Origin of the sequence: Allomuricauda ruestringensis DSM 13258, from assembly GCF_000224085.1 — a bacterium.
Lineage (GTDB): Bacteria > Bacteroidota > Bacteroidia > Flavobacteriales > Flavobacteriaceae > Flagellimonas > Flagellimonas ruestringensis.
This window is the reverse complement of record NC_015945.1, coordinates 2329959-2355082: the sequence shown is the minus strand read 5'-3', so window position 1 is coordinate 2355082 and position 25124 is coordinate 2329959. Positions and strand designations below refer to the sequence as shown.

General features: G+C 40.4%; 27 protein-coding genes. 18 read left to right on the top strand and 9 right to left on the bottom strand.

What is annotated here, in order from left to right; genetic code table 11:
- Positions 1-4: 4 nt before the first annotated feature.
- From MURRU_RS10600 to MURRU_RS10585, 4 genes are all read right to left on the bottom strand, one after another.
- Positions 5-1285 carry a DUF2851 family protein gene (locus tag MURRU_RS10600; RefSeq protein ID WP_014033468.1) on the bottom strand — a complete coding sequence of 427 codons (1281 nt, stop codon included), beginning with the start codon at positions 1283-1285 and terminating at the stop codon, positions 5-7.
- A gap of 21 nt (positions 1286-1306) precedes the next feature.
- Positions 1307-1618, bottom strand: a complete 312-nt coding sequence (locus tag MURRU_RS10595) for a rhodanese-like domain-containing protein (RefSeq protein ID WP_014033467.1) — start codon at positions 1616-1618, stop codon at positions 1307-1309.
- A gap of 80 nt (positions 1619-1698) precedes the next feature.
- Entirely contained in the window at positions 1699-2331 is a 633-nt protein-coding gene (locus tag MURRU_RS10590; RefSeq protein ID WP_014033466.1) for a thioredoxin family protein, read from the bottom strand.
- A 6-nt stretch (positions 2332-2337) separates the two neighbouring features.
- On the bottom strand, positions 2338-2892 hold the full coding sequence (locus MURRU_RS10585) for a TlpA family protein disulfide reductase (RefSeq protein ID WP_014033465.1): 555 nt from the start codon (positions 2890-2892) through the stop codon (positions 2338-2340).
- A gap of 134 nt (positions 2893-3026) precedes the next feature.
- Between MURRU_RS10585 and MURRU_RS10580 the strand changes: the two genes are divergently transcribed.
- From MURRU_RS10580 to MURRU_RS10515, 14 genes are all read left to right on the top strand, one after another.
- The gene (locus MURRU_RS10580) at positions 3027-3473 is read left to right on the top strand and encodes a MarR family winged helix-turn-helix transcriptional regulator (protein ID WP_014033464.1); all 447 of its coding nucleotides are present in this window, start codon (positions 3027-3029) and stop codon (positions 3471-3473) included.
- Positions 3474-3478: 5 nt separating this feature from the next.
- Positions 3479-4111 (top strand): NAD(P)H-dependent oxidoreductase, encoded by a 633-nt coding sequence (locus MURRU_RS10575; RefSeq protein WP_014033463.1) that lies wholly within the window; start codon positions 3479-3481, stop codon positions 4109-4111.
- 42 nt (positions 4112-4153) lie between these two features.
- Positions 4154-4726, top strand: a complete 573-nt coding sequence (locus MURRU_RS10570) for a YceI family protein (RefSeq protein WP_014033462.1) — start codon at positions 4154-4156, stop codon at positions 4724-4726.
- A gap of 280 nt (positions 4727-5006) precedes the next feature.
- Positions 5007-5291, top strand: coding sequence for a GIY-YIG nuclease family protein (locus MURRU_RS10565; protein WP_014033461.1), 285 nt, complete (start codon positions 5007-5009; stop codon positions 5289-5291).
- Positions 5292-5330: 39 nt separating this feature from the next.
- Positions 5331-6749, top strand: a complete 1419-nt coding sequence (locus tag MURRU_RS10560) for an anthranilate synthase component I family protein (protein ID WP_014033460.1) — start codon at positions 5331-5333, stop codon at positions 6747-6749.
- Between the two features lie 2 nt (positions 6750-6751).
- A complete protein-coding gene (locus tag MURRU_RS10555) occupies positions 6752-7318 on the top strand; it encodes an anthranilate synthase component II (RefSeq protein ID WP_014033459.1) in 567 nt (188 codons plus the stop codon).
- A gap of 134 nt (positions 7319-7452) precedes the next feature.
- Positions 7453-8448: an anthranilate phosphoribosyltransferase gene (trpD, locus tag MURRU_RS10550; RefSeq protein ID WP_014033458.1), complete on the top strand. Its 996-nt coding sequence runs from the start codon at positions 7453-7455 to the stop codon at positions 8446-8448.
- A 127-nt stretch (positions 8449-8575) separates the two neighbouring features.
- A complete protein-coding gene (gene trpC, locus MURRU_RS10545; RefSeq protein WP_014033457.1) occupies positions 8576-9361 on the top strand; it encodes an indole-3-glycerol phosphate synthase TrpC in 786 nt (261 codons plus the stop codon).
- Between the two features lie 131 nt (positions 9362-9492).
- On the top strand, positions 9493-10194 hold the full coding sequence (locus tag MURRU_RS10540) for a phosphoribosylanthranilate isomerase (RefSeq protein WP_014033456.1): 702 nt from the start codon (positions 9493-9495) through the stop codon (positions 10192-10194).
- Between the two features lie 12 nt (positions 10195-10206).
- Entirely contained in the window at positions 10207-11391 is a 1185-nt protein-coding gene (trpB, locus tag MURRU_RS10535; protein WP_014033455.1) for a tryptophan synthase subunit beta, read from the top strand.
- A gap of 207 nt (positions 11392-11598) precedes the next feature.
- Positions 11599-12360 carry a tryptophan synthase subunit alpha gene (trpA, locus tag MURRU_RS10530; protein ID WP_014033454.1) on the top strand — a complete coding sequence of 254 codons (762 nt, stop codon included), beginning with the start codon at positions 11599-11601 and terminating at the stop codon, positions 12358-12360.
- Between the two features lie 34 nt (positions 12361-12394).
- Complete coding sequence (locus tag MURRU_RS10525; protein WP_041801464.1) at positions 12395-13906, top strand: M20/M25/M40 family metallo-hydrolase; 1512 nt, start codon at positions 12395-12397, stop codon at positions 13904-13906.
- Between the two features lie 30 nt (positions 13907-13936).
- Positions 13937-14287, top strand: coding sequence for a hypothetical protein (locus tag MURRU_RS10520; protein WP_014033452.1), 351 nt, complete (start codon positions 13937-13939; stop codon positions 14285-14287).
- Positions 14288-14302: 15 nt separating this feature from the next.
- Positions 14303-15160 carry an autotransporter outer membrane beta-barrel domain-containing protein gene (locus MURRU_RS10515; protein WP_014033451.1) on the top strand — a complete coding sequence of 286 codons (858 nt, stop codon included), beginning with the start codon at positions 14303-14305 and terminating at the stop codon, positions 15158-15160.
- On the opposite strand, the gene MURRU_RS10510 is transcribed toward MURRU_RS10515, so the two are convergent.
- The 5 genes from MURRU_RS10510 to MURRU_RS10490 form a co-directional block, all read right to left on the bottom strand.
- On the bottom strand, positions 15157-15852 hold the full coding sequence (locus tag MURRU_RS10510; protein ID WP_014033450.1) for a uracil-DNA glycosylase family protein: 696 nt from the start codon (positions 15850-15852) through the stop codon (positions 15157-15159). The two genes, MURRU_RS10515 and MURRU_RS10510, sit on opposite strands and share 4 nt — an antisense overlap.
- Positions 15853-15957: 105 nt before the next feature.
- Positions 15958-18504 (bottom strand): phosphoenolpyruvate carboxylase, encoded by a 2547-nt coding sequence (locus tag MURRU_RS10505; RefSeq protein ID WP_014033449.1) that lies wholly within the window; start codon positions 18502-18504, stop codon positions 15958-15960.
- Positions 18505-18679: 175 nt separating this feature from the next.
- Positions 18680-19441: a peroxide stress protein YaaA gene (gene yaaA / locus MURRU_RS10500; protein WP_014033448.1), complete on the bottom strand. Its 762-nt coding sequence runs from the start codon at positions 19439-19441 to the stop codon at positions 18680-18682.
- 89 nt (positions 19442-19530) lie between these two features.
- Positions 19531-20562 carry an RluA family pseudouridine synthase gene (locus MURRU_RS10495; protein ID WP_014033447.1) on the bottom strand — a complete coding sequence of 344 codons (1032 nt, stop codon included), beginning with the start codon at positions 20560-20562 and terminating at the stop codon, positions 19531-19533.
- 2 nt (positions 20563-20564) lie between these two features.
- Complete coding sequence (locus MURRU_RS10490) at positions 20565-21152, bottom strand: PASTA domain-containing protein (RefSeq protein ID WP_014033446.1); 588 nt, start codon at positions 21150-21152, stop codon at positions 20565-20567.
- A 79-nt stretch (positions 21153-21231) separates the two neighbouring features.
- Between MURRU_RS10490 and MURRU_RS10485 the strand changes: the two genes are divergently transcribed.
- From MURRU_RS10485 to MURRU_RS10470, 4 genes are all read left to right on the top strand, one after another.
- Positions 21232-22206 carry a D-alanine--D-alanine ligase gene (locus MURRU_RS10485; RefSeq protein ID WP_014033445.1) on the top strand — a complete coding sequence of 325 codons (975 nt, stop codon included), beginning with the start codon at positions 21232-21234 and terminating at the stop codon, positions 22204-22206.
- Positions 22207-22239: 33 nt separating this feature from the next.
- Positions 22240-22698 carry a pantetheine-phosphate adenylyltransferase gene (gene coaD, locus MURRU_RS10480; RefSeq protein ID WP_014033444.1) on the top strand — a complete coding sequence of 153 codons (459 nt, stop codon included), beginning with the start codon at positions 22240-22242 and terminating at the stop codon, positions 22696-22698.
- A gap of 191 nt (positions 22699-22889) precedes the next feature.
- The gene (locus MURRU_RS17385; RefSeq protein WP_014033443.1) at positions 22890-24716 is read left to right on the top strand and encodes a PAS domain-containing protein; all 1827 of its coding nucleotides are present in this window, start codon (positions 22890-22892) and stop codon (positions 24714-24716) included.
- Entirely contained in the window at positions 24703-25116 is a 414-nt protein-coding gene (locus tag MURRU_RS10470) for a response regulator (protein WP_041801462.1), read from the top strand. The genes MURRU_RS17385 and MURRU_RS10470 overlap by 14 nt, the downstream gene beginning before the upstream one ends.
- Positions 25117-25124 lie beyond the last annotated feature (8 nt).

Here is a 25124-nt window from a genome sequence, read left to right as displayed (position 1 = left end):
AAAATTATGTATTTCTATTCAATAATTGTGTACCAATGGCGCATTGCATGCATTTATTTTTAGAGCAGTAATTATTGTAGAGCTCCAACTTTGCTTGACTTTCCAGAGCATTTTGTGTTTTTGAACCTATTTTATCAAAGTTCTTAATGATGGAATTATCTTCCTTGCCCAATTGCGATACCAATGCAATCAATTCTTCGTTCCACTCCTTACCTACATACTTTGCATAGCAAAATTTAAGCGGCAAAATGGTATTGATGATGACCAGGTCGATAAACTTTTTGGATAATTTTTTGGTTCTCTTTTTGGATATCTTGCCAAAGGTGTAGTGGTTTTCCCAATATGGTCCAGCAAAAACGTCAAGGGCTTGATAAATACCTTCCAATTTGTTCAAATCCATCAATGTTGAAAAGATATTGTGGCCGCCAGCATACAGGTTTACCAATTGCGAAACCCGAATGGTCGGGAAATTTAAGGGCCTCAATCCAAAAAACTCTGGTTTTGATCGATTCTCCATCAAACCGAATTTACGAACCAAATATTGGTATTCGTTTTTGAGCTGGAGGAAGTATGCATCCGAACAATCATCAACATTTAAAAGTCCAAAGTGACCAAAAAGCAAGGCTTCCAATTGCAATGGTTCGTTAGTTGTTTTCCTTACTATGGAAAAATCCAATTGCTGGGCCTGTTCCAAAAAATATGCCCCATTCACTTTAGAACCAAAGTTCTTGGACAAGAGCATAAAAAGTACAGCCTCCCAATCATTCTTGGACGCTTCCAACAGTTTCAGTATCAATTTGGACTTATGCTCCAACCGTTCAATGTACAATCGATGCAACCAATTTTCCACCAAAAAGGAATCAAGATCTTCTAAATCCTTTTCGCAGTTAATGAAACTCTTTCGTGAATTTTCCAGTAGGTTTTGGTAGCCACTCAAAAGTTGGTCGGAAACATATTGTTGCACTTCTAAGGTGGGAATTTGGGAACCATCTTTCCTAAAAACAGCAATGTCATCCTCCCAAACTACATGGAGAATGACATTGTCGTAGTTTTCATCTGTTTCATGATGATGCATATACCAATCGGAAGATTTCAAGTGCATCTCCACATTACCGGCCCAAAGCTGTCCACCGATTTCAACCTTGGCATTGAAAAAATCGGGGCCTGCAAACCTGTTTTGGATCCCCGTTGCCTTGATTGCGATGGCTTCGCCGTTACCGGTACATAGCTGTTTTGCTGGAAGCTTGTTGTGCTTCCAAATAAAATATAGTAGGTCTTCTCGCATTGATTTGGGATAAATGGAGGGTTACTCTACTACTTCGCCTTCCCACTCCATAAAGCCACCTTCCAAGTTATATGCATTTTCAATCCCGATACTGTTCATTATGGCGCAGGCTTGCCCGCTACGGTTTCCGGATCGGCAGTAGACATAAAAGTTTTTGGACTTGTCCAGTTTTTCTACTTCGTCCAAAAATTCTTGGCCCAAATAAATATCGATGTTCGTTGCTCCGGGAATGTATCCTTCTTCCACTTCTTCGGGGGTACGTACATCCAAAATAAAGGCGTTATCATCATTTTCCAGTTGCTCCGCCCATTCTTCTTGTGATAAATCTGACATTTTTTTCAATTTAAATTGGTACAAAAATAAAAATCCGAAGCATTACTTCGGATTTCTGGTTGTTTTATTTTTATCGCGGCTTATCTTATACCGCATCCAATGGCTTTTGTTGTTTTAGGATTGATTTCATTACCTGCCAACATGGCATCCACAGCATTTTCAACAAATTTTTCATCTACTTGTGAGGCATCTTGGTAATTATCATCAATGGCTCCAATATATTTTACCATATTTCCTGAATCTTTTTTTTCCAACAAAAAAACATGTGGGGTTCGAGTTGCTCCGTATTGGGGATATATCTTTTGCCCTTCATCGAACAAGTATGGAAAAGTGAAGCCTTTTTCGGCTGCGCGCTCTTTCATTTTTGCAAAACTGTCGCCCGGTTTGGCACTTGGGTTGTTCGGGTTGATGGCAATTACGGGCACACCTTGGGGCTTGTACTTGGCATCCAGTGCAATTATCCTGTCCTCATAAGCTTGTGCATAAGGGCAGGTATTACAGGTAAAGATGACCAAAAAGCCTTTGGCACTATCAAAATCTGACAAGGACACCATGGTTCCGTCCACGTTTTTCAATGAGAAATCGGCGGCCATATCACCAACTTCATAACCAGCATCAAAATTATGTTCGGTCGCAGCCTTGAATCCCATGGCAAAGGCTGCCACAAAAATCAACGCCAGTGCCGACCATCCTAAAATCTTTGTTTTTTTCATAATCGATTAGTTTATGAATGTATTCAACTCTTCGTTCAGTTCTTCGTACGTGAAACCACGCTCGTAAAAAGTTCGCTTATCCTTATTATATATTAAGGTAGCGGGAATAGCCCCGCCCCACCCTTCGGAAACTTTAGGTATCCAATCATTTTGCTTGGGGTCGTCCAAGATAATCACTTCGGATTGGATTCCCTTGTTTTCCACATAAGGTTCCAAACGGGTCTTCCACATATTGGGCATATCCAAACTTACCAAAATCACTTCTACATTATTGTCCTTTTGCTCAGCATGCACCCTTTCAAAATAGGGCATTTCCTTAATACAGGGTTTGCACCATGTAGCCCAAAAATTAATTATGTAGGTTTTGTCGTCCTCCTTGTGCAACAAAGGTTCTAGCCCTTCAAAGTCATAAACGGGGAACTTTACAGCTGCGGTCGTATTATCTTCCTGCGTAACAGTTGCTGTATCAGCTGTTTCTGCTACTTCTTTATCTTCCTTTTTCTTTTCGGCACATCCAAAAAAAATAAAAACCATCAACCCTAAAGCAAATAACTTGTTCATTATGTGAATTTTACATGCTTAAAAATACGTACTGTAAGTTCTTTTTTCCATTCTTTAACAAAAATTTATCGGTCGAATATTTGGATGGGCACAAAAAATCGACATACATTTGTATATACAAATATTGTTTGTACATGAATGTTGAAGAAATTATAAAAACCTCAAAAAAGATTCCCTTGGAACCTAGGACGATTATCCACATGTCGTTGGTTCAAAACAAGATCAATGAGGTTATGACGGGAACTTTGAAACCTTTTGAAGTTTCCATGCAACAATTTAACGTTTTACGGATTTTAAGAGGTCAACAAGGCAATCCGGCAAACCTGTCTACCATCAACGAAAGGATGGTGACCAAAATGAGCAATACCACCCGTTTGGTGGACAAACTAATCACTAAGGGTTATGTGAACCGTTGTGTGTGTCCATCTAACAGGCGCAAGGTAGAAATTTATATTACAGACTCAGGATTGAAGGCACTTTCTCAAATGGACGAAGCTCTGGAAAAAGCACATAGCATTATCTTAAAAAACTTCAACAAAAAAGAATTGGAACAGTTAAACCATCTATTAAATAAATTTTAGACATAATGAGCAACATTTTAGAACATAGAACATGGCGCTACGCCACCAAAAAATTCGATGCCACAAAAAAGGTATCGGACGAAGATTTGGAAACTCTTTTGGAAGCTACACGCTTAAGTGCTTCCTCTTATGGACTGCAACCCTATCACGTTCTTGTCATATCTGACCAAAAAGTAAAGGAACAATTGAAACCTGCTTCGTGGAATCAATCACAAATTACAGATGCATCTCACGTTATCGTATTTGCAAATGCCACTGAATTCGGGGAGGAATTGGTCGACGATTTTTTGGCCAATGTGAGTGAAACCAGAAATATCCCCGAAGAAGGACTAAAAGGATATTCCGACTTTATGAAATCCAAATTGATAGATCTGCCAACAGAGACCAAAAGTAATTGGACCGCTAGACAGGCATATATTGCTTTCGGCAATTTGATGCAGGCCGCGGCAGAACTTAAAATAGACACCTGCCCTATGGAAGGCTTTGAATCTGACAAATACAATGAGATTTTAGGACTAGAGGGTAAAAACCTCAACGCAGCAGTTGTTTTGGCCGTGGGTTATCGTTCCGAAGAAGATGAGACCCAACATTTGCCCAAAGTGAGAAAATCAAAAGAAGAATTATTTACGCTTATATAAATTTTAACCCTTTACAATTAAAAACAGAAATTTAACACAATCATGAAAAAGACAATTTTAAGTTTAACATTGGTTACCCTATTTAGTGCTTCTGCCATCGCAAACCCAATCGAAAAAGAAACCAAAGAAGTGAAGACTACCGAGAGTACCGTAACCTGGAAAGGTTATAAAGTAGGTGGTTCCCACAATGGAACTATCAGCCTAGAGTCTGGTGCCTTGGAATTTGATGGTGAGAAATTGGTTGGCGGTAACTTTGTAGTGGATATGTCAAGTATCAACACCCAAGATTTGGAAGGTGAGTACAAAGACAAATTGGACGGACATCTTAAGTCTGATGACTTTTTTGGAACTGCCGATCATCCCACTGCTTCATTGACTTTCACTAAGGTCAAATCCACTGGGAAAAATTCTTACGAAGTACAAGGTGACCTCACTATTAAGGGCACAACTGAGCCTATCACTTTCGACGTTTCTGTTTATGGAGACAAAGCAACTGCGACTTTGAAGGTTGACAGGACTAAATACGATGTAAAATACGGATCAGGAATCATTGGAACGGCCAAGGATAAATTGATCTATGACGAATTTGATTTGGTAGTTGATCTACAGATGTAATCAACACCTGTTTAGTGTGTAAAAAATCGCGTCCGATAAATTCTCGGACGCGATTTTTAATTTTAAACAAAACAATGTTGTGCCGTTAAAATTTCATCCCTATATTTGATGCAATGATTAACAGAATAGCAAATAACTGGTGGTGGATAAACTTACGTCGAACGTCGTGAGCTAAGTCCCCATTATTATCATATAAGAGGCTTGTCATCACGACAGGCCTTTTTCTTTTTTACGGCTTTAGTTATAATTTCCGCGAAGGCGGAAATCCTAAATGTTGAAAATGAGTTTTTATGTCTATATCATATCAAACAAGAAAATGGGAACCATTTATATAGGCTATACAAACGATTTGAAAAAGAGAATGTACAGGCACAAACATGGCGTGGGCAGCAAATTTGCCAGTAGATATAATCTTAAAACATTAGTCTATTATGAAAAATTTAATTTCCCAATGCCAGCCATTCGAAGAGAGAAACAATTAAAAAAATGGAATAGGAGCTGGAAAATAAACCTGATAAACGATTTCAATCCAGATTGGAAGGATTTAACCTATTTCTTTGATTAACCAAAAAAAGATTTCCACCTGCGTGGAAATAGAAACGAAATGACTTATTCATTAACAACACACTACAAAAAAATTCTTGCGGACACCATTACGCCCGTGAGTGTTTACCTCAAAATTCGGGACAAATTTCCAAACAGCATCCTTTTGGAAAGTAGCGATTACCACGCTAACGACAACAGCTTTTCGTACATCTGCTGCAATCCCATTGCATCTATCAAGGTTGAGAACGAAACCATCACACAAAGGTTTCCAGATGGAACCAAAGAAGTAGCGGAAATTACACCTGAAACCGATGTGACCGAGGTCATCCACAACTTTGGAAAGCTATTCAAAACCACTCAGAACACCTTGCCTGCCGGCGGGCAGGACTTCAAGTTTATATACAACGGACTGTTCGGGTATATGGCCTACGATGCCGTTCGCTATTTTGAAGACGTAGCGATTTCCAAAAAAGAAGATTCGGTGAACATTCCGGATATTTATTACGCGGTGTATCAGAACATCATTGCCATCAATCATTTTAAGAACGAGGCTTATTTGTTCGCACATTGTTACAACACCGAGAGCAATGTAGATGAGATTGAACAACTTTTCAATGTCCGCACTTTTTCATCCTATAACTTTAATAAAGAAGGTGAGCCAGAATCAAACCTAAAGGATGAAGATTACAAAGACCAGGTAGCCTTGGCCAAAAAGCATTGCCAACGTGGCGATGTATTTCAATTGGTGCTTTCCAGAAGGTTCAAACAAAGGTTTAAAGGAGATGAATTTAATGTTTACCGGGCATTACGTTCCATTAACCCCTCCCCTTACCTGTTCTATTTTGATTACGGCAACTTTAAAATATTTGGAAGCTCTCCCGAAGCACAACTTATCGTAAAAGATGGCAAAGCTGAAATACATCCCATTGCCGGAACTTACAAACGTACCGGTAACGATGAAAAGGACGCCGAACTGGCAAAAAAATTGGCACAGGACGAAAAAGAGAACAGCGAGCACGTAATGTTGGTGGATTTGGCTCGAAACGACCTCAGCCGCAACGGAAATACCGTAAAAGTGGAAACTTATCGAGAAGTACAATATTTCTCCCACGTTATCCACTTAGTCTCAAAAGTGACCGGGCAAAAGAAAAAGGACAGCACTACCATGAAAGTGGTCGCCGATACGTTCCCTGCTGGGACCTTGAGCGGCGCCCCAAAACACATGGCCATGCAGCTTATTGAAAAATACGAGAAAACCAGTAGGTCTTATTACGGTGGGGCCATCGGGTTCATGGATTTTGATGGCAACTTTAACCACGCCATTATGATCCGGACATTCTTGAGCAAGGACCACGAACTGTATTACCAAGCAGGGGCAGGTTTGGTGGCAGCATCCAACCCGGACGATGAACTCCAAGAAACCTACAACAAATTGGGCGCATTGAACAAAGCGCTGGAAATTGCCGAAACTATCTAAACATGGGAAGAAAGATTTTAATGATAGACAATTACGATAGCTTCACCTACAACTTGGTGCACTATCTAGAAGATTTGGATTGCGAGGTGACCGTAAAACGAAACGACCAACTTACTTTGGACGAGGTAGAACCGTTTGACTATGTGGTTTTGTCTCCTGGACCAGGAATTCCCGATGAAGCAGGATTGCTAAAGGAAATCATAAAAACCTACGCACCAACTAAACGTATTTTTGGCGTTTGTCTGGGCCTACAAGCCATCAGTGAGGTCTTTGGAGGTACCTTAATCAATTTAGACCAAGTCTACCATGGGGTTGACACCACCATAACCATCACCAAAGACGATCCTATTTATAAGGATATGCCCAAAACGCTTCAGGTAGGGCGGTACCACTCTTGGGTAGTAGACCCGAATTTACCCGATACACTGGAAATCACCGCGGTAGATGAGAACGGACAAATTATGTCACTTCGACATAAAGAATACGACGTGACCGCTGTACAGTTTCATCCAGAATCGGTTTTAACGCCCGAAGGAAAACAAATGCTAAAAAATTGGTTGGAAAGCTAATTCCATGTCATTCCTACGGAACCCTGAGCGGAGTCGAAGGGAAAACAGGAATTCAAACAAACCTAATTAAATGAAAGATTCCACATCATGCTTCGACTCCGCTCAGCATCCAAGTGGAATGATAAAATACTAAAATGAAAGAGACATTAAATAAATTAATAAATCACGAAATACTCCCCAAGGAGGAAGCCAAGCAAATTTTGGTGAACATTGCCAATGGAGAATACAACACCTCACAAATAGCCGCTTTTTTAACCGTTTATATGATGCGGAGCGTAACCATTGAGGAACTGGAAGGCTTCCGTGATGCCCTATTGGAACTTTGCTTGGCTGTTGACCTTGCCGAATACGACCCAATCGACCTTTGCGGAACCGGCGGGGATGGAAAAGACACCTTCAACATTTCCACTTTGGCTTCTTTTGTAACGGCTGGTGCGGGAATCCACGTGACCAAACACGGAAACTATGGAGTTTCTTCCAAATGTGGGAGTAGCAATGTGATGGAGTTTTTGGGCATCAAATTCAGTAATGATGCTGATTTTTTAAAGAAAACCATTGAAGAGGCAGGTATCTGCGTGCTCCACGCTCCACTCTTCCACCCCGCCATGAAAAATGTGGCACCCATCCGAAGGGAATTGGCCGTGAAAACATTTTTCAATATGTTGGGACCTATGGTGAACCCAGCATTCCCGAAAAACCAAATGGTAGGTGTGTACAATCTGGAATTGGCGCGAATGTATGGTTACCTTTATCAGAATACGGATAAAAAATTCACCGTTTTAAACGCGTTGGATGGGTATGATGAAATCTCGTTGACGGGTGACACCAAGACCATTTCCAACAATACCGAAGCCATATTGAAGCCCGCTGACTTTGGAGTAGAAAAAATTTCACAACAGGAAATAACCGGAGGTGAAGATGTAGCTGAATCCGCCCAGATATTCATGAGTATTTTGCAAGGAAAGGGCACCGAGGCCCAAAATAACGTGGTTTGCGCCAATGCAGGGGTGGCCATTGCCACTACACAAGGCATCACACCCAAGGAAGGGTTTGAAAAAGCAAAAGAATCGTTGCTTAGCGGCAAAGGATTGGAAGCTTTGAGAAAGTTGCAAGAATTGAGTAATGAATAGTGTCATTATATGAGATTCTTCACTGCGTTCAGAATGACAAAAAAACAAATGTCGTTCCTGCGAAAGCAGGAATCCAACAGAAATAAAAAAATTAGATTCCACATCAGGGTGGAATGACAAAAACAGCATGAACATACTAGACAAAATAGTAGCCGATAAACGCCAAGAAGTCGATTTAAAAAAATCTCTGATAACCCTGCCCCAATTGGAGGCCTCGGTAATGATGGAACGCACCTCCGTCTCCTTGGCAGAAGTATTGCGCAAGAGCAACTCGGGGATTATTGCGGAGCACAAACGCCGTTCCCCATCCAAATCTGTAATCAATCAAAGTTTAAGTATACAGGATGTGGCCAAGGGTTATACCAATGCAGGTGCCTGCGGAATATCCGTACTCACTGATGGCAAGTACTTTGGCGGCTCGTTGGATGATCTGGTGCTCGCAAGGGCATCCACCAACATTCCCATTTTGCGAAAAGAGTTCATCATAGATGAATATCAAATTATAGAAGCCAAAGCTTATGGTGCAGACGTAATTTTATTGATTGCCGCTATTCTGTCCAAAGAAGAGATAAAAACCTTGTCCGAACTGGCCAAAGGTTTGGGACTGGATGTATTGCTTGAGGTACATAATGAAGAAGAACTCGAAAAATCCCTAATGCCAAGTTTGGATATGTTGGGAGTAAACAACCGCAACCTTAAAACTTTTGAAGTTGATTTGGACATCAGCAAATCATTATCGGTTAAAATACCTGATGATTTTGTGAAAGTTTCCGAGAGCGGCATTAGTTCGGTTAAGGCCATTCGGGATTTAAAAGCGTTTGGCTATAAAGGTTTTTTAATCGGGGAAAATTTTATGAAGACGGACAATCCGGGTGAAAATGCAAAAAAATTTATTGATGAATTAAAAAAATAACGTCATTTCGAAATGAGCGTAGCGATTGAGAAATCTCACACTAGATTTCTCACTTCGATTTCGACTTTAGTTTATCCTGAGCATAGTCGAAGGGCTCAATCTGACATTTCAAAATGACAAAGAACAGCACTATGAGACTAAAAATCTGCGGCATGAACCACAACCCCATCGAGGTAGCAAAATTGCAACCCGATTATTTGGGTTTTATTTTCTGGGAGCCATCCTCTCGATATTTTTCGGGAGAAATGCCCGAATTGCCCAGTTCCATCCAAAAAGTGGGAGTTTTTGTAGACGCACCTTTGGATGAAGTCATCCAAAAAGTTGAGCAATATCAATTAAACGCGGTACAACTCCATGGTAAGGAAAGTGCCGATTATTGCCAAAAACTAAAAAAGAGCTTTCTGTCATTTCGAGCGCAGTCGAGAAACCAGAAAGAATCCCAGGAGAATAAGGTCTCGACTGCGCTCGACCTGACAAAGCTAGAAATCATTAAAGTATTTTCCATCAAGGATGATTTTGATTTTGATCTATTGAAAGATTATGAAGAGGTCTGCGATTATTTTCTTTTTGACACCAAAGGAAAATTACCTGGCGGCAATGGCTATGCGTTTGACTGGTCCGTTTTGCAAAACTACCCATCCAACAAACCCTACTTTTTAAGTGGTGGCATTGGATTGGATTCCAAAGAAAAATTACAAGAGTTTTTAAACAGTCCAGCTTCCAAAAACTGCTTCGCCATAGATGTGAACAGTAAATTTGAACGAGCGCCTGGATTAAAAAATATAGAAGATTTAAAAATATTCATCGAATCGCTAGAGAGCGGTCGCAACTAAAAAAAGAAACCTATGAAGAGCTATCATGCGGATGAACGGGGGTATTATGGTGAGTTCGGGGGAGCATTTATCCCGGAAATGCTGTATCCCAATTGCGAAGAGCTTCGGCAGAACTACCTCAGTATTATGGAAGAACCTTCGTTCAAAGAAGAATTCCATCAATTGCTGAAAGATTATGTGGGCAGGCCCACACCGCTTTATTTCGCCAACCGTCTATCCGAAAAATACAACACAAAAATCTATCTGAAACGCGAAGATTTGTGCCATACCGGAGCCCATAAAGTCAACAACACCATTGGGCAAATACTGATGGCCAAAAAGTTGGGCAAAAACCGAATCATTGCAGAAACTGGTGCTGGACAACATGGTGTGGCCACTGCTACGGTCTGTGCTCTTATGGGGATTGAATGCATAGTTTATATGGGTGAAATAGATATTGCCCGCCAAGCACCTAACGTTGCCCGTATGAAAATGTTGGGCGCAGAGGTCAGGCCCGCAACATCGGGCAGTAAAACCTTAAAAGATGCCACCAACGAAGCTATCAGGGATTGGATTAACAATCCCGTGGATACGCATTACATTATTGGTTCCGTGGTCGGTCCCCACCCATACCCGGATATGGTAGCACGATTTCAATCTGTAATTTCCGAAGAAATCAAAAGTCAACTTCAAGAAAAAGAAGGACGCGAAAAACCTGATTATGTGGTAGCCTGTGTAGGTGGCGGAAGTAATGCTGCGGGAGCGTTCTACCATTATCTTGATACTCCGGACGTAGGCATCATTGCCGTGGAAGCCGCAGGAAAAGGCATTCATTCGGGTGAAAGTGCTGCCACCTCCGCCTTAGGCAAAGTAGGCATTATCCATGGTAGCAAAACCTTGTTGATGCAGACCCAAGATGGACAGATTACCGAACCCTACTCCATTTCGGCAGGATTGGATTACCCGGGTGTAGGGCCCATGCACGCACATTTGTACACGTCTGGCAGGGGTGAGTTTATTTCCATTACCGATGATGACGCTATGAAGGCTGGTTTGGAGCTTTGCAAACTGGAAGGTATTATCCCAGCTATTGAATCTTCCCATGCCCTCGCCATTTTTGAGGACAGGAAATTCAATCCAGATGATGTGGTGGTGGTAAACCTATCCGGACGTGGCGACAAAGATTTACAGAACTATATTGATTATTTTAAATTATAATTTTATGTCATTCCTGAGAAAGCAGGAATCCAATGAAAAATTAATTGTATATCCGTAATTGTACCAGTGGCCTTTAAGATTTGTACCTATGCTTTGTTTTTGTCCTCTTGAGCGCAGTCGAAAGGCAGACAAAAACATCTCGACTGCGCTCGATATGACATTTGGATTGACCTCTGGTACAATTGTGTATAATCGAAAAAAATTAAAATGAACAGAATCAAACAAAAACTACAAGAGGACAAAAAAATCCTCTCCATATACTTTTCGGCTGGTTATCCCAATTTGAACGACACCGTTAAAATCATCGAAGATTTGGAAAAAAGTGGGGTCGACCTCATCGAAATAGGGCTTCCGTTCAGTGACCCTTTGGCCGATGGCCCAACCATTCAGGAAAGCTCCACCGCTGCGTTAAAAAATGGAATGAACACGGCTTTGCTCTTTGAGCAATTAAAAGACATTCGCAAAACGGTTTCCATTCCTTTGATCCTAATGGGTTATTTTAATCCAGTACTTCAATATGGTGTGGAGGAGTTTTGCACTAAATGTGAAGAAATTGGTATTGATGGACTCATTCTACCAGACCTTCCTTTAGATGTTTACAACGAGGAATACGAAGCCATTTTCAAAAAACACGGACTGATCAACGTCTTTTTAATTACCCCACAAACTAGCGATGAACGTATCAAAGCTATTGATGAAGCCTCCGAGGGTTTTATTTATATGGTAAGTTCCGCGAGTACTACGGGAGCCAAACAAGGTTTTGGAACGGAACAATCAGCCTATTTTGAGCGTATTGCCAACATGCAGTTGAAAAACCCTCAAATTGTTGGGTTTGGCATTAGTAATGCGGAAACTTTTGTTCAAGCAACGGAAAAAGCCAAAGGAGCTATCATTGGTTCGGCCTTCATCAAACATTTAACAGAAAATGGAGTGGACGGTATTGGTGACTTTGTGAGGCAAATTGGTTAAATTTCAGCTTTTAAAATCAATGCTGATTTGTCTCATGAAAAAAATACTATCCCTAGTTTCCCTGTTGTTAACTTTTTCCCTTTCGGCGCAAGATGATGTTGCCGTAAAATCACAGGTGGCACATGCCATTAACGAGATTCGTGAATTTATAGCCATTCCCAACGATGCGCTGGATGCTGCGGATATTGACCGAAACATTATGTGGCTAAAACGAAAGTTCGGGGACAGGGGCTTCAATACTGCCGTTTTGGATACAGAGGGGCTTCCTCTGTTTTTTGCGGCCACGCCTGTGAGCGGTGAAAAACCTACGGTACTTATTTATATGCATTTTGATGGGCAATCCGTAGACCCATCCAAATGGGATCAACCCAATCCTTACCAGGTGGTTTTGAAAGCACCGAAAGATGGTGGGTTTGAAACGGTTTCCTTTGATGAACTGGGTGACGATATCAACTACGATTGGCGTTTATTTGGGCGATCTACTTCGGATGATAAATCACCTATTGTGATGCTCTTGAACGCCATGGATTTATTAAAGAAAGATGGCAAAGAAATTCCTTTTAACATAAAAGTGATTTTGGACAGTGAAGAGGAGAAGAGCAGCAAACCCTTGCCCGCTGCCGTGAAGCAGTACCGCGAACTTTTGGAATCCGATTTTTTGATGATCGTAGACGGACCTGTTCATGCTTCGGAAAATCCAACGGTGGTTTATGGGTGCCGTGGCATCACCACCTTGACACTTACCACCTATGGGCCCATAAAACCACAGCATAGTGGACATTATGGTAATTACGCTCCAAATCCAGGGTTCCAATTGGCACAATTACTGGCCACCATGAAAGATACCGAAGGTAGAGTGACCATTCCCGGCTATTACGATGGTATTTCCATTGACGAAAAAACTGATTCCATATTAAAAAGTGTTCCTGATAGTGACGAGGCCATTGCAGAGAAACTTCAGTTTAAAACTGCCGAAAAAGTGGGCAGTTATTATCAAGAAGCCCTGCAATACCCATCCTTGAACATTCGTGGATTGGGCTCGGGCTGGGTTGGCGACAAGGCACGAACCATTGTTCCTGAAAGCGCTACCGCTGAACTGGATTTGAGGTTGGTAGTAGAGAGTGATGGAGATCGTCTTAAAAACTTAGTAAAGGACCATATCACTAAACAGGGATACAAAGTATTGGACCATATACCTTCCAAAGAGGAGCGTATGCAGTTTGATAAAATTATAACCGTAGCCGAAGGAAGCGTAACCGATGCTTTCCGCACCGATCTGGATAATCCTTATGGCAAGTTTATCGTAAACACTTTAAACAAAAGTTTTGAGGAAGAGGTCATTCAAATCCGTACCATGGGTGGCACAGTGCCAATCTCGCCTTTTATCAACGAATTGAAAATTCCTGCCTTTATTGTACCTGTAGTGAACCCTGATAACAACCAACATAGCCCAAACGAGAATATCAAAATTGGTCAGTTGGCCTATGGTATTAAGGCGTTTTATGGGATTCTTTCTTCTAAAATGAATAAAAATATACCAGATTAGACATTTAATCGTTTTCTAGAAAACCGAAATGTGAAAAATATTACAAAACTGGTTTTGGGAATTGCTTTTTGTCTAGGCTCATGCAGCCCAAAAATATCTACCTCTATTAGAAAGGAGTACGAAACGCTTAACTATGAAGAAGAGGTAGTTGTGCTTCAAATCAATGACAAACAACCTGATGATGCTGAAGTACTTGGAATTGTGAAAGTAGGAGATACTGGGTTTAGTACAAAATGTAACTATGAAACTGTTTTGGACAAGGCCAAACTGGAAGCTAGAAAGGCTGGCGGCAATGGCATTAGAATCACAAAACACAAAAAGCCCAATTTTTGGAGCACTTGCCATAGAATTGACGCACTTATTTTAAGATTATCTGAATAATATATCACCATATCCATGAAAAACCTCTACATAATTTTAATTATTCCCTTTGTGTGCCAATTTGGCTTTTCCCAAGATTTAATAGTTACTACATCCAACGATTCAATCAATTGTAAAATCACCAAAGTAAAAAGGGATCAAATTTTTTTTGTCTTCAAAAAGAATAGCGAAGTACAAAGTACATTGATTCCTTTAAAGAATGTGGCATCATATAGATATGATTTTTATGAGGAACCCAATATTTCTAAAGATGAAATACCCGGGTCCAATAAAAATTCAGGTTTTAGAATCGGAGTCAATGCGGGGTATAGTTATGACCCGGGAAAAGATTATGATTCAGGATCTTCTGAACTGAACAACTATTTTGACAAACTAAGGTCAGGGTATCATATAGAGGGTAGCACTATTTATTTGTTCGATGAATATTTTGGATTAGGTGTCAGATATAGCTATTACAATGCCAACAATGAATTAATTGGTGCGTTCGAAGACCCATCAATAGTCTACAGAGATGATATAACTGTCAATTTTATAGGACCTCAGTTCAGTTTGAGATTTTTAAATCAATCCAAAAAGAATGCTTTCTTTCTAAATTCCTCTATAGGCTACCTATCTTACAAAAATGAGCAAGATTATTCCAATCCAGTCAAAATCACAGGAAATGCCATAGGATTTGTTTCTGAAGTGGGATATGACATTGGTATTGCCGAAAATTGGTCGTTGGGACTGCAAATAGGAATAACAGCGGGAAGGGTGAAGAAAGTCACCTTTGATGATGGAACCTCTACTGAAGAAATTGAATTGCCAAAAAACCAACGCCCCCAAGGAAGTGGACGAATAGATTTTGGGATGGGTCTTAGGTACTATCCCTAATCAATAAAAAACTCCCGATATTGCATCACCCTAAAATCAAGGGTATTGAAATCAGGGTTTTTGTTTTTTAAATCTTTGTAGGCCTGTAAACTTCCAACGGCTCGGTTGGCAGCTCCCGAAGGTGCCGTCAATGAGACGGTCTTAACCATTCTCGACTCTGCTTGAACTGACATTGGACTTGAAAGTTTCAAATGATGGATTCGAGGCACCTCATTGGATACTACTTTCAGTTTAAGACCATGCGCTTTCAACTGTCTGCGAAAGAAATATTCCGGACCATTTTTGCTGTTGCCACCCATGAACAACACTGTTTGAATGTTGGGGTACGCTTGCAAATACCCGACCAAATCCCGAAGAACCACATTTTGCATACCCAAATCGGAGGCATCAATTTTTTCGCGTTCGGCACTTTCTACAATATCGCAGACCCCAATTTTATTTTCAATCAGAAAACGCTTGCGTTGCTCAACGGCTTCATTTGAGGTTTCATATTTCAGCCCCAAATCGAAGATTCTATCAAGAATGGGCCAAAGTTGTCCATTGCAACTGCCATAACAGAAATCAACATCTTGTGCCTTAAGTTCTCCTGTGGTAAAACGAGGTGGCGGCAGGGTACCTACAATCAGTTTGGTCGCCTCTGACAATAAAAAGGGGTCATAGGGATGGGTATGCTTAAAAAGTTGTGAGCTCAAAATTGAAAGTATTCCGTATTTGGGTAAAAATAAACAATCAGTATGATGCTTTTAAATTTTACACCATACTGATTGCTACTATTAGATTTGAGAACAAATCAGAAACTAAGCCGAGTTCCTACTTGCATTAATGTTTCCGTACAACGAACGCGTTACAATTTTTTCGTAGAGTTCTTTGTATTCTGAATTTTGGGTAATGTGATACAAGGCATTTTGCTGAATCACCAACAATGGCAATACAATCTTTTCCCTGATTTTCACCGATTCTCTTGATACGGCTTCGTCTTCCATCAAAATTTTAAGACCGGAAATCTGTAGCAACATCTTTTTTGACAATTGGAATTCATCGTGTAAAATGTTCCAGAAGTCCCCAAATTCGGGATCATCCTTCATATAACTGGTCAAATCAAAATTGGTTTTGGCCAGGGACATCATACTGTTCAGCATTAACGCTTTAAAGAAAGGAACCTCTTTGTAAAGTTTTTTAACCTCGTTCAATCGCCCTTCTTCTTTTAACTGCATAAGGGCGGAACCTAACCCAAAATACCCCGGGACATTCTGTTTTAACTGGCTCCAAGAACCTACAAACGAAATGGCGCGTAGGTCGGATAGTGTCAACTGCTTTTTGTTCCCACGTTTACCAGGCCTACTACCTATATTGGCTTTGGTATAATATTTTAAAGTACTCCTATTCTCTAAATACGGAATAAATTTTTCGTGTTGCTTCAACGAATCATACTTTCCAAAACTTAGTTCGGAAAGTTCTTCAATAAGTTTACGTTGCGCTGCAGAAATGGTGTGCTCTTTACCAAAAAGGTTGTTGCTTATCCCGGCTGTGAGCATTTGCTCAGAATTATGAATAAACTGCTCCTTGGTTCCGTAGGTACTGGTAATGGTCTGCCCTTGAATGGTAAGCTGAATCTCGTGATTGGCCACATCCTTGGTCTGGGCGGCGTAGAACCTATGGGTCTTACCTCCACCCCTTGCCGGTGGCCCTCCCCTACCATCAAAGAAAATGGCATTGATCCCGTTTTTCTTGCAGACTTTACTCAAGGTTTCCTTGGTCTTCAAAATAGACCAGTTGGCTTTTAAGTAACCTCCATCTTTGGTACCATCGGAAAATCCGAGCATGATCGTATGGATATCTCTTCTTCGTTCCAGGTGCTTTCTATATTGTGGAATATCGAACAAGGTTTGCATCACTTCCTCGGAAGCATCCATACCGTTCATTGTTTCGAACAATGGAACAATATCAAAAGTGATTTCTTTCTCGTCCCAACCGCACCATCTGAACAATCCAAATACGAACAACACGGAAAAAATATCTTCGGAATTACTGATGATATAACGGTTACATCCATCTTCACCGTTTTTATCCTGAATTGCTTTCAAGTTTTGAATATTGAGAATGGTATCTTTTACAATGTCATCATCAAAATCCTTTGGATTAAGTTTGTAATCACCTTGGAGCAATAAATCCACCAACTCCTTTTCCTTGAGTTCATCCAAACTTTCCTTGATGGCCCCTTGCTTTTTAAGCACGGTTTCCACCACCAATTTATGTTTGCTGTGATCTTGACGGATATCCAAGGTTGCAAAATGTGTTTTAAAGATGTGGACCTTATCTATAAACTGATCCAACTCATTCAAATATAAGCCGTGATAATGTTCGATCAGCTCTTCTCTCACTGCACTTAAATGTTCAATAATGCCTTCGTAGGAAATTGCCGCATTGGGATCGAACATGGCCTGGTACATTTTACCGCTCAACTCATTAAGATGCCCTTGCATTCCTTTAAAGGTCAATTTTTTACGGAGGTCCTTCAATTCGTTGTAATAGCACTTCATTAAGGTGAGCCTGAGTTCGTCGGCCACTTGTTTGGTGATATCGGCCGTTACAAATGGGTTTCCATCTCGGTCACCCCCTGGCCAAAATCCAAGCTTCATAAGGTTGTAGTTCTCAAACTTTTCATCCTTAATGTTGCCTTTTACATATTGGTAGAGTTCTCCAACAGCATCATAATAGGTGTTACGAAGAATATAGATGATATTTTTCGCCTCATCCAAGGGCGTAGGTTTTTTAGCATTGATCAAAGAGGTCAAACCCAATTGTTGCAGGGTTACATCAATATCATGAATCCTATCTTCATCAATCAACGAACGAAGCTCTGCAATGATGTCCAAAACGGCCGGGGTGTAAAACTGCGTGGGATGTGCCGTTAAAACAATACGCGCACTAAAGGTTGATAATTTTTTGGAGACCTTGTCCCAGTTTTTGGTACGGTTTACCAACTCAAAATAATCCTTAATGGTCAACGAACTACTGTACTCCTGAAGTTTGGGAAATGCGGAATCCTCAACACTATCGTACAGCACCACTTGGCGCTCTACGTATTGAATGATACGGAACATAAAATCCAATCGTTCCCGTTCGTCTTGAATATCCACGAAGTTGGAAAAGAATACATCCAGAATCTCTTGGGGTTCCTTGCCTGCCTTTAGCCCTTTCTCGCACTGATCGAGCAAAAGAGGGATAAGAATTCCCACATTTTCTACGTTCTTGTATGGCAAGCTAAGGAAAAGGCTATTATAGATATTAAACTTATTGGTTACCGATTTTTTAAACTCTTCTAACCGTTTAGTCTGCTGCATGAATTTGGTTTATGTTAGTGTTAAAAATAGACAAACACCCAAAGGTCGTGAATAATGTGTAACCTCTGGGTTAAATTTAAGTGTATCACAATTTAAGGCATGTGCAATTCAATCGTAACAACATGCCCTGAATCGACTATAACTTAAAGATTACTTCGGATTTTACCAAAGTTTTTTATCGGATGAACACGGGTTCGTTTTTCTTTACCGTGTGCTCCTCACTGTAAAGATAGCCGTCGTAGTCAAAATTCTTGATATCGTCCAGCGTTTCGGCTCCTGTGTCCAAGATATAACGGACCATGGAACCACGCGCTTTTTTGGCGAAAAAACTAATGACTTTCAGCTTATCATTTTTCCAATCTTTAAAGACAGGTGCAATCACGGGAACCTTAAGGTTCTTATCGTCCACAGCACTAAAGTATTCGTTGCTCGCCAAGTTCACGAACAACTCATCCTCGGCCAATTCATTGTTCAGGTAATCGGTGAGCTGTTTTTTCCAAAATTCGTACAAATTCTTTTTGCGGCCCACCTTTAATTGTGTGCCCATTTCCAATCGGTAGGGCTGAATCAAATCCAAAGGTTTAAGTACGCCGTATAAACCGGACAAAATTCTTAAAGTATCCTGCAAACGACCTAATTTATCTTCAGAGATGGTGTAGGCATCCAAACCTTGGTACACATCGCCATTAAAAGCATAAACGGCAGGTCGTGCATTATCAACTGTAAAGGGCAGTGAAAATTGTTGATTGCGTTCCCAGTTCAAGTCCGCCAGCTTATCGGAAATGGACATCAACCTCGACAATGCTTTTGGTTTTTTCTTCTTTAAAACTGCATTCAATTTTTTTGCTTGTTCCAAGAATTGGGGTTGACTATATTTTGATGTGGGCAAAGCCGTATCGTAATCAAGTGACTTTGCAGGAGATATCACAATCTTCATCTTGTTCTAATTTTTAGTAAAAATAGCGAGGATTTTATTTATTTGGAAGGGTATTCCAATGGTGTTTTCAATCTTAAGATTGAAGAAACCTATGATTCGTGATGCTTGGCATAGCCACGCCACTTTTCAATACAATTTACCATATCCTCGGGCAGTTCGGAATCAAAACGCATAAACTCACCCGTTACAGGATGTTCAAAGCCAAGTGTTTTGGCGTGCAAGGCCTGTCTGGGCAGCACCTTAAAGGTATTATCCACAAATTGTTTGTACTTGGTAAAGGTAGTTCCCTTTAAAATTTTGTCGCCCCCATAGCGTTCATCGTTGAACAGGGTATGCCCAATATATTTCATGTGCACCCTAATTTGATGTGTTCTTCCCGTTTCCAGCTTGCAGGAAATCAAAGTAACGTAGCCAAAACGTTCCAATACCTTATAATGAGTTACGGCATCTTTACCCTCGTCACCTTCTGGAAAAACCATCATTTGCAGGCGGTTTTTAGGGTTTCGAGCTATATGACCTTCTACGGTGCCTTCATCTTCTTCCACATTGCCCCAAACCAAGGCCACGTATTCACGCTCACTGCTCTTGTCAAAAAACTGCTGGGCCAAATGGGTCATTGCGGATTCTGTTTTGGCGATGACCAGCAATCCAGAAGTATCCTTATCGATGCGATGTACCAATCCGGGCCTATCGGAACTATTGTTCGGCAAGTTTTCAAAATGGTATACAAGCGCATTAATCAATGTGCCCGAGTAATTACCATGACCAGGATGCACCACCATACCGGCAGGCTTGTTCACCACCAAAAGCACATCATCCTCATAAACAATGTCCAAAGGAATGTCTTCTGGCGTTAACAAAAACTCATAGGGCGGATGTTCGAACATCACTTTTACCTCATCACCCGCTTTTACTTTGTAATTTTGTTTTACAATGGTACCGTTCACCCAAATATGGCCTTTTTTGGCCGCTTGCTGAATTTTGTTCCGCGTAGCGTTTTCGATAAAGTTCATCAGGAATTTATCCACGCGCAAAGGTTCCTGACCTTTGGAGGCCACAAAACCATGATGCTCGTACAGCTCATCTTGAGATAGTTCATCTTGATTGTCCGGAGTATTCATGTTTATTGGGAATCTGCCTGTACCCTAGCACTACCGGGTATGGTGCCATTTCCGCAAATCAACTCCACTTTGGAGGTTTTGGGCAGTTTATCTCCCGGTTTTATGTATTTTCCTTTGTATTTCATGTTGTACACCATATCCTTCCCCAACTCATCAATATAGGTAACGCGCTCCACATCCAAACCTACGGCCTTGAGCATGGAAGCGGCATTCCGTTGGGTAACTTGGATGATATCCGGGACGGTCACCTTTTTGTATCCAGAAGGGTTTACCGTAAAATATATTTTTCGGTTGGATTTAACCTTGTTCCCTGCGGGCGGATTTTGATCCAAAATGGAAAATCTGGGATAATCGGGGTTAAAGTTGGAAGAATCCAACACTTGATATCTGAGTCCCGCTTCCTCGACTGCTTTTCGCATCTCCATAACCGACATTTTGGAAAAATCGGGCACTTCTACAAATTCACCATGGTTGGTGGTGTTCTTTAGCCATTGCAAAGTAAGAAACACCAAGACCACAACGGCCAAAGCTGCCAATCCAAGCTGAATCAAAAAAGTCTTGCTTTTTAAAAATTTGAAAAAATTCTTCATGTAGTTCACCTTAACGGAACAAATATAGGAAAGCCAACCCTTTTTTCTTTATTTTGGCTTTGTGATATTTTACAAGTCAATGAAAAAGAACATTGCCATAATTATGGGCGGCTATTCCAGCGAGTACCATATTTCCATTAAAAGTGGAAATGTGGTGTACAAATATCTGGATAAAAAAAAGTACAATGCGTACCGAATCGTGATTACCAAAGAGAAATGGTTTTATTTGGATGCATCCGATAATGAGATACCTATTGATAAATCAGATTTCAGTATCAAGGTCAACAGGGACAAGGTTAATTTTGATTGTGTTTTCAACGCCATCCACGGAACACCGGGCGAAGATGGCCTAATGCAGGCTTACTTTGAACTTTTGGGCATTCCACAAACCTCTTGCAACCATTACGAAGCTGCGCTGACTTTTAACAAACGGGATTTGCTGAGTACGCTAAAGCCCTATGGAGTGCCTTGTGCAACTTCCTATTATTTGAACAAAGGGCAATCGGTGGACGAGGACGCCATTGTGAGAAAAGTAGGGCTTCCTTGCTTTGTTAAGGCCAACAGGGCGGGCAGCAGCTACGGAATATCCAAAGTGCATAAAAAGGAGGATTTGAACACGGCCATAGCAAATGCATTTAAAGAAGACACACAAATTATTATAGAATCTTTTTTGGATGGCACCGAAGTATCAGTCGGTGTGATTACCTATCGGAACGAAGTAACAGTGCTCCCAGCGACCGAGATTATTTCTGAAAACGATTTTTTTGATTTTGAGGCCAAATACATGGGCAAATCGCAAGAGATTACACCCGCAAGGATTTCCAATACACAGGAGGCCAATGTGAGGGAATTGGCGGAATATATCTACAAGACCTTGGGTTTAAAAGGCTACACTCGAAGTGAGTTTATTTTTATTGGTGATGTACCACATCTGCTCGAAATAAACACAACCCCGGGACTTACCGAGGAAAGCCTTCTGCCACAGCAGGCCAAAACAGCAGGAATTTCCCTTGAGGCACTTTTTGATAGCGCTATTGTTGAAGCTTTGCGATAGAAACCTTATTTTTAAAAAACTTTATTCCATAACATGAGACGCGCATTGTTTCCTGGTTCCTTTGACCCACTTACTTTAGGGCATTACGATATTATTAAAAGAGGGGTCACCCTGTTCGATGAATTGGTGATTGCCATCGGGATCAACGCGGATAAAACATATATGTTTTCGCTGGAAGAACGCGTTAAATTTATAGAAGAAGCGTTTAAAGACGAACCAAAAATCAAAGTGACCACCTACAAGGGAATGACCGTAGATTTTTGTAAAAAAATAGAAGCCAATTTTATATTAAGAGGATTGCGCAATCCAGCAGATTTTGAGTTTGAAAAAGCCATTGCCCACACCAACCGTAAACTGTCGGAAATCGAAACAGTTTTTTTATTGACATCTTCCGGCAAATCTTACATCAGCTCTTCCATAGTTCGCGATGTTATTAGAAATGGCGGCGACTATACTGGCTTAGTACCTGACACTGTTGTGGTAAAAAAATAAAATCATTTCCTTTTTCAATAATTGACCGTAGGTAAATTCTTTCTTTTGTGAATTTTTCAAACCATAACTAACCCATCGAATACAACATTTATCCATGCTTTCACAACAATAAATCTACCTGACAATTCAATAATTATACATTTGGTCAGAAATTTCTTAGCGGTAGAACGTTTTTAAACATCCCCCGAGTTTTGAAAGCAGTTGAAAGAGTTGACCAATTTTATTTACTAAAACAGTTGCCAAAGGCAACCGCTCTCCTTTGCAAGAAAGGCATCGTACAGGATGCCTCCTGTTCATGGCTCGAAATTTTTGGTCAATCCTTACAAGACAAGAACCACCAAACCAAAATTTTTCCATTATATCCAGAGATTTTAGATCTAGAGAAAAAGCTCAAGGAGCATACCCCCTTTTCCCTTAAACATAAAATAAAAAGCAGCAAGGGCACCCGCCATTTGAAAAGCTATTTTGCCCCATGGTTCGATGAAAAGGAGAATGTGATCGGGACCATTGTCCAAACTGACGATATTACCTCCGAAGTTGAAAAAGAACAACAGATAGATTGGTTGAACAATATTCTGGAAACAAAGGTCGAAGTATCCAAAACAGGTTGGTGGGAGTATGAAATTGATGAAGAGAAACTTACTTGGTGCAAGGAAACAAAACGAATTCACCAAGTACCCGAGTGCTTCGAACCAACCATAATAGAGGCCATAAATTTCTATAAACCAGGGTATAGCCGAAATAAAGCATCCATGCTTTTCCATAAAATTGCCCTAAGCCATCAATCTTATGATGTCAAGTTAATGATTGTTACATTCCATGGTGAAGAAAGATGGGTCCGTATAACAGGAAAACCGATTATAGAAAACGGAAAAGCAGTTAAGGTTTTTGGCACTATAAAGGACATACATGATCAGGTAACGGCCGAAACCAAAGTAAAGGAACACCAACAATTGCTCTCCACATTGGTAGATAGCCTTCCATTGAATGTGTATGTGAAAGATTTGGAATCCAGAAAAGTGTTGGTCAACAAGGGGGAGTGCCAGTTTCTCAATAAAAAACCAGAACAAGTCATTGGTAAAACCGATTTTGACCTATACAGCGAAGAAACGGCCAAAATTTTCAGGGAAGAAGATCTTCAGGTGATGAAGCACCTAACTCCAATAATAGGGAAAGAGACCGCTAGTACTGTGCATGGAAAAACCATTTATTTTCTTACATCTAAAATTCCATATTTTGACCTAGATGGGAAAGTTTGTGGACTCATTGGAATGAGTTTGGACATTACCAATATAAAAAAGAAAGAGGAACAGTTGCGGAATTTAATCAATATCACCTCTATGCAAAACCAAAAACTTATCAGTTTTGCACATATTGTTTCCCATAATTTGAGGTCACATTCCGCTAATTTCTCCATGCTTCTGGGCTTTTTAAACTCGGAAAAGGATGCTGAAGAACGTAAACGTATTTTAAAAATGCTCTCACAGGCTTCGGACAACTTGTTGGAAACCTTGGAAAACTTAAACCAAGTGGTAGACGTCAACACCAAAACATCGGTAACAAAAAAACCGCTCAATCTAAAAAATAATGTCACAAAGGTACTAGAAAACCTTTCTGCCCTTTTGGAAGAAAATAAATCTCAAGTTATAAACAATATATCGGAAAATATTGAGGTGAACTGCGTACCTGCCTATTTGGACAGCATTGTATTGAACCTTGTTTCCAACGCAATCAAATATAAAAGTCCCAATAGAGAACCATTGATTACCATAAATGCCATAAAGTCCAACGAAGGGATAGAGTTGAGCGTTTCCGACAATGGACTGGGAATAAATTTAGACAAATACGGTGACAAAATTTTTGGAATGTACAAAACATTCCACAACAGAAAAGATGCCAAAGGCTTTGGCCTATACCTTGTAAGGAACCAAATTGAGGCCATGGGCGGAAGTATAACAGTGCAAAGCGAAGTTGACAAGGGCACTACGTTCAATGTTTATTTTAATGAAGAAAGTTAGTTGTATTTTTATTGTGGACGATGATCCCATTACCGTATTTGGCATTAAAAAAATGTTACGATCGGTTACTCATTGTGATGATGTTCAAATATTTCAAAACGGGCACGAAGCTTATGAAGCCATAAAGGAAAGACAAGAGAAAGGAGAAAACATTCCAGATGTCATTTTTCTCGACATCAATATGCCCATTATGGACGGTTGGGGGTTTCTTGATGAATTTATCGCTTTGGATGTTGATGGGCATGTCGTAATCAATATGATTACATCTTCCATTGATCCTGCAGACTACAAAAAATGGAATAGTTTCAAAGACAAGTGTCCACATGTCCTCAATTTTAAGAACAAACCTATTTTTAAAATTGAGCCAACCGACCTTGTTTGTATCAACGTAGCTTCTTAAATTATAAT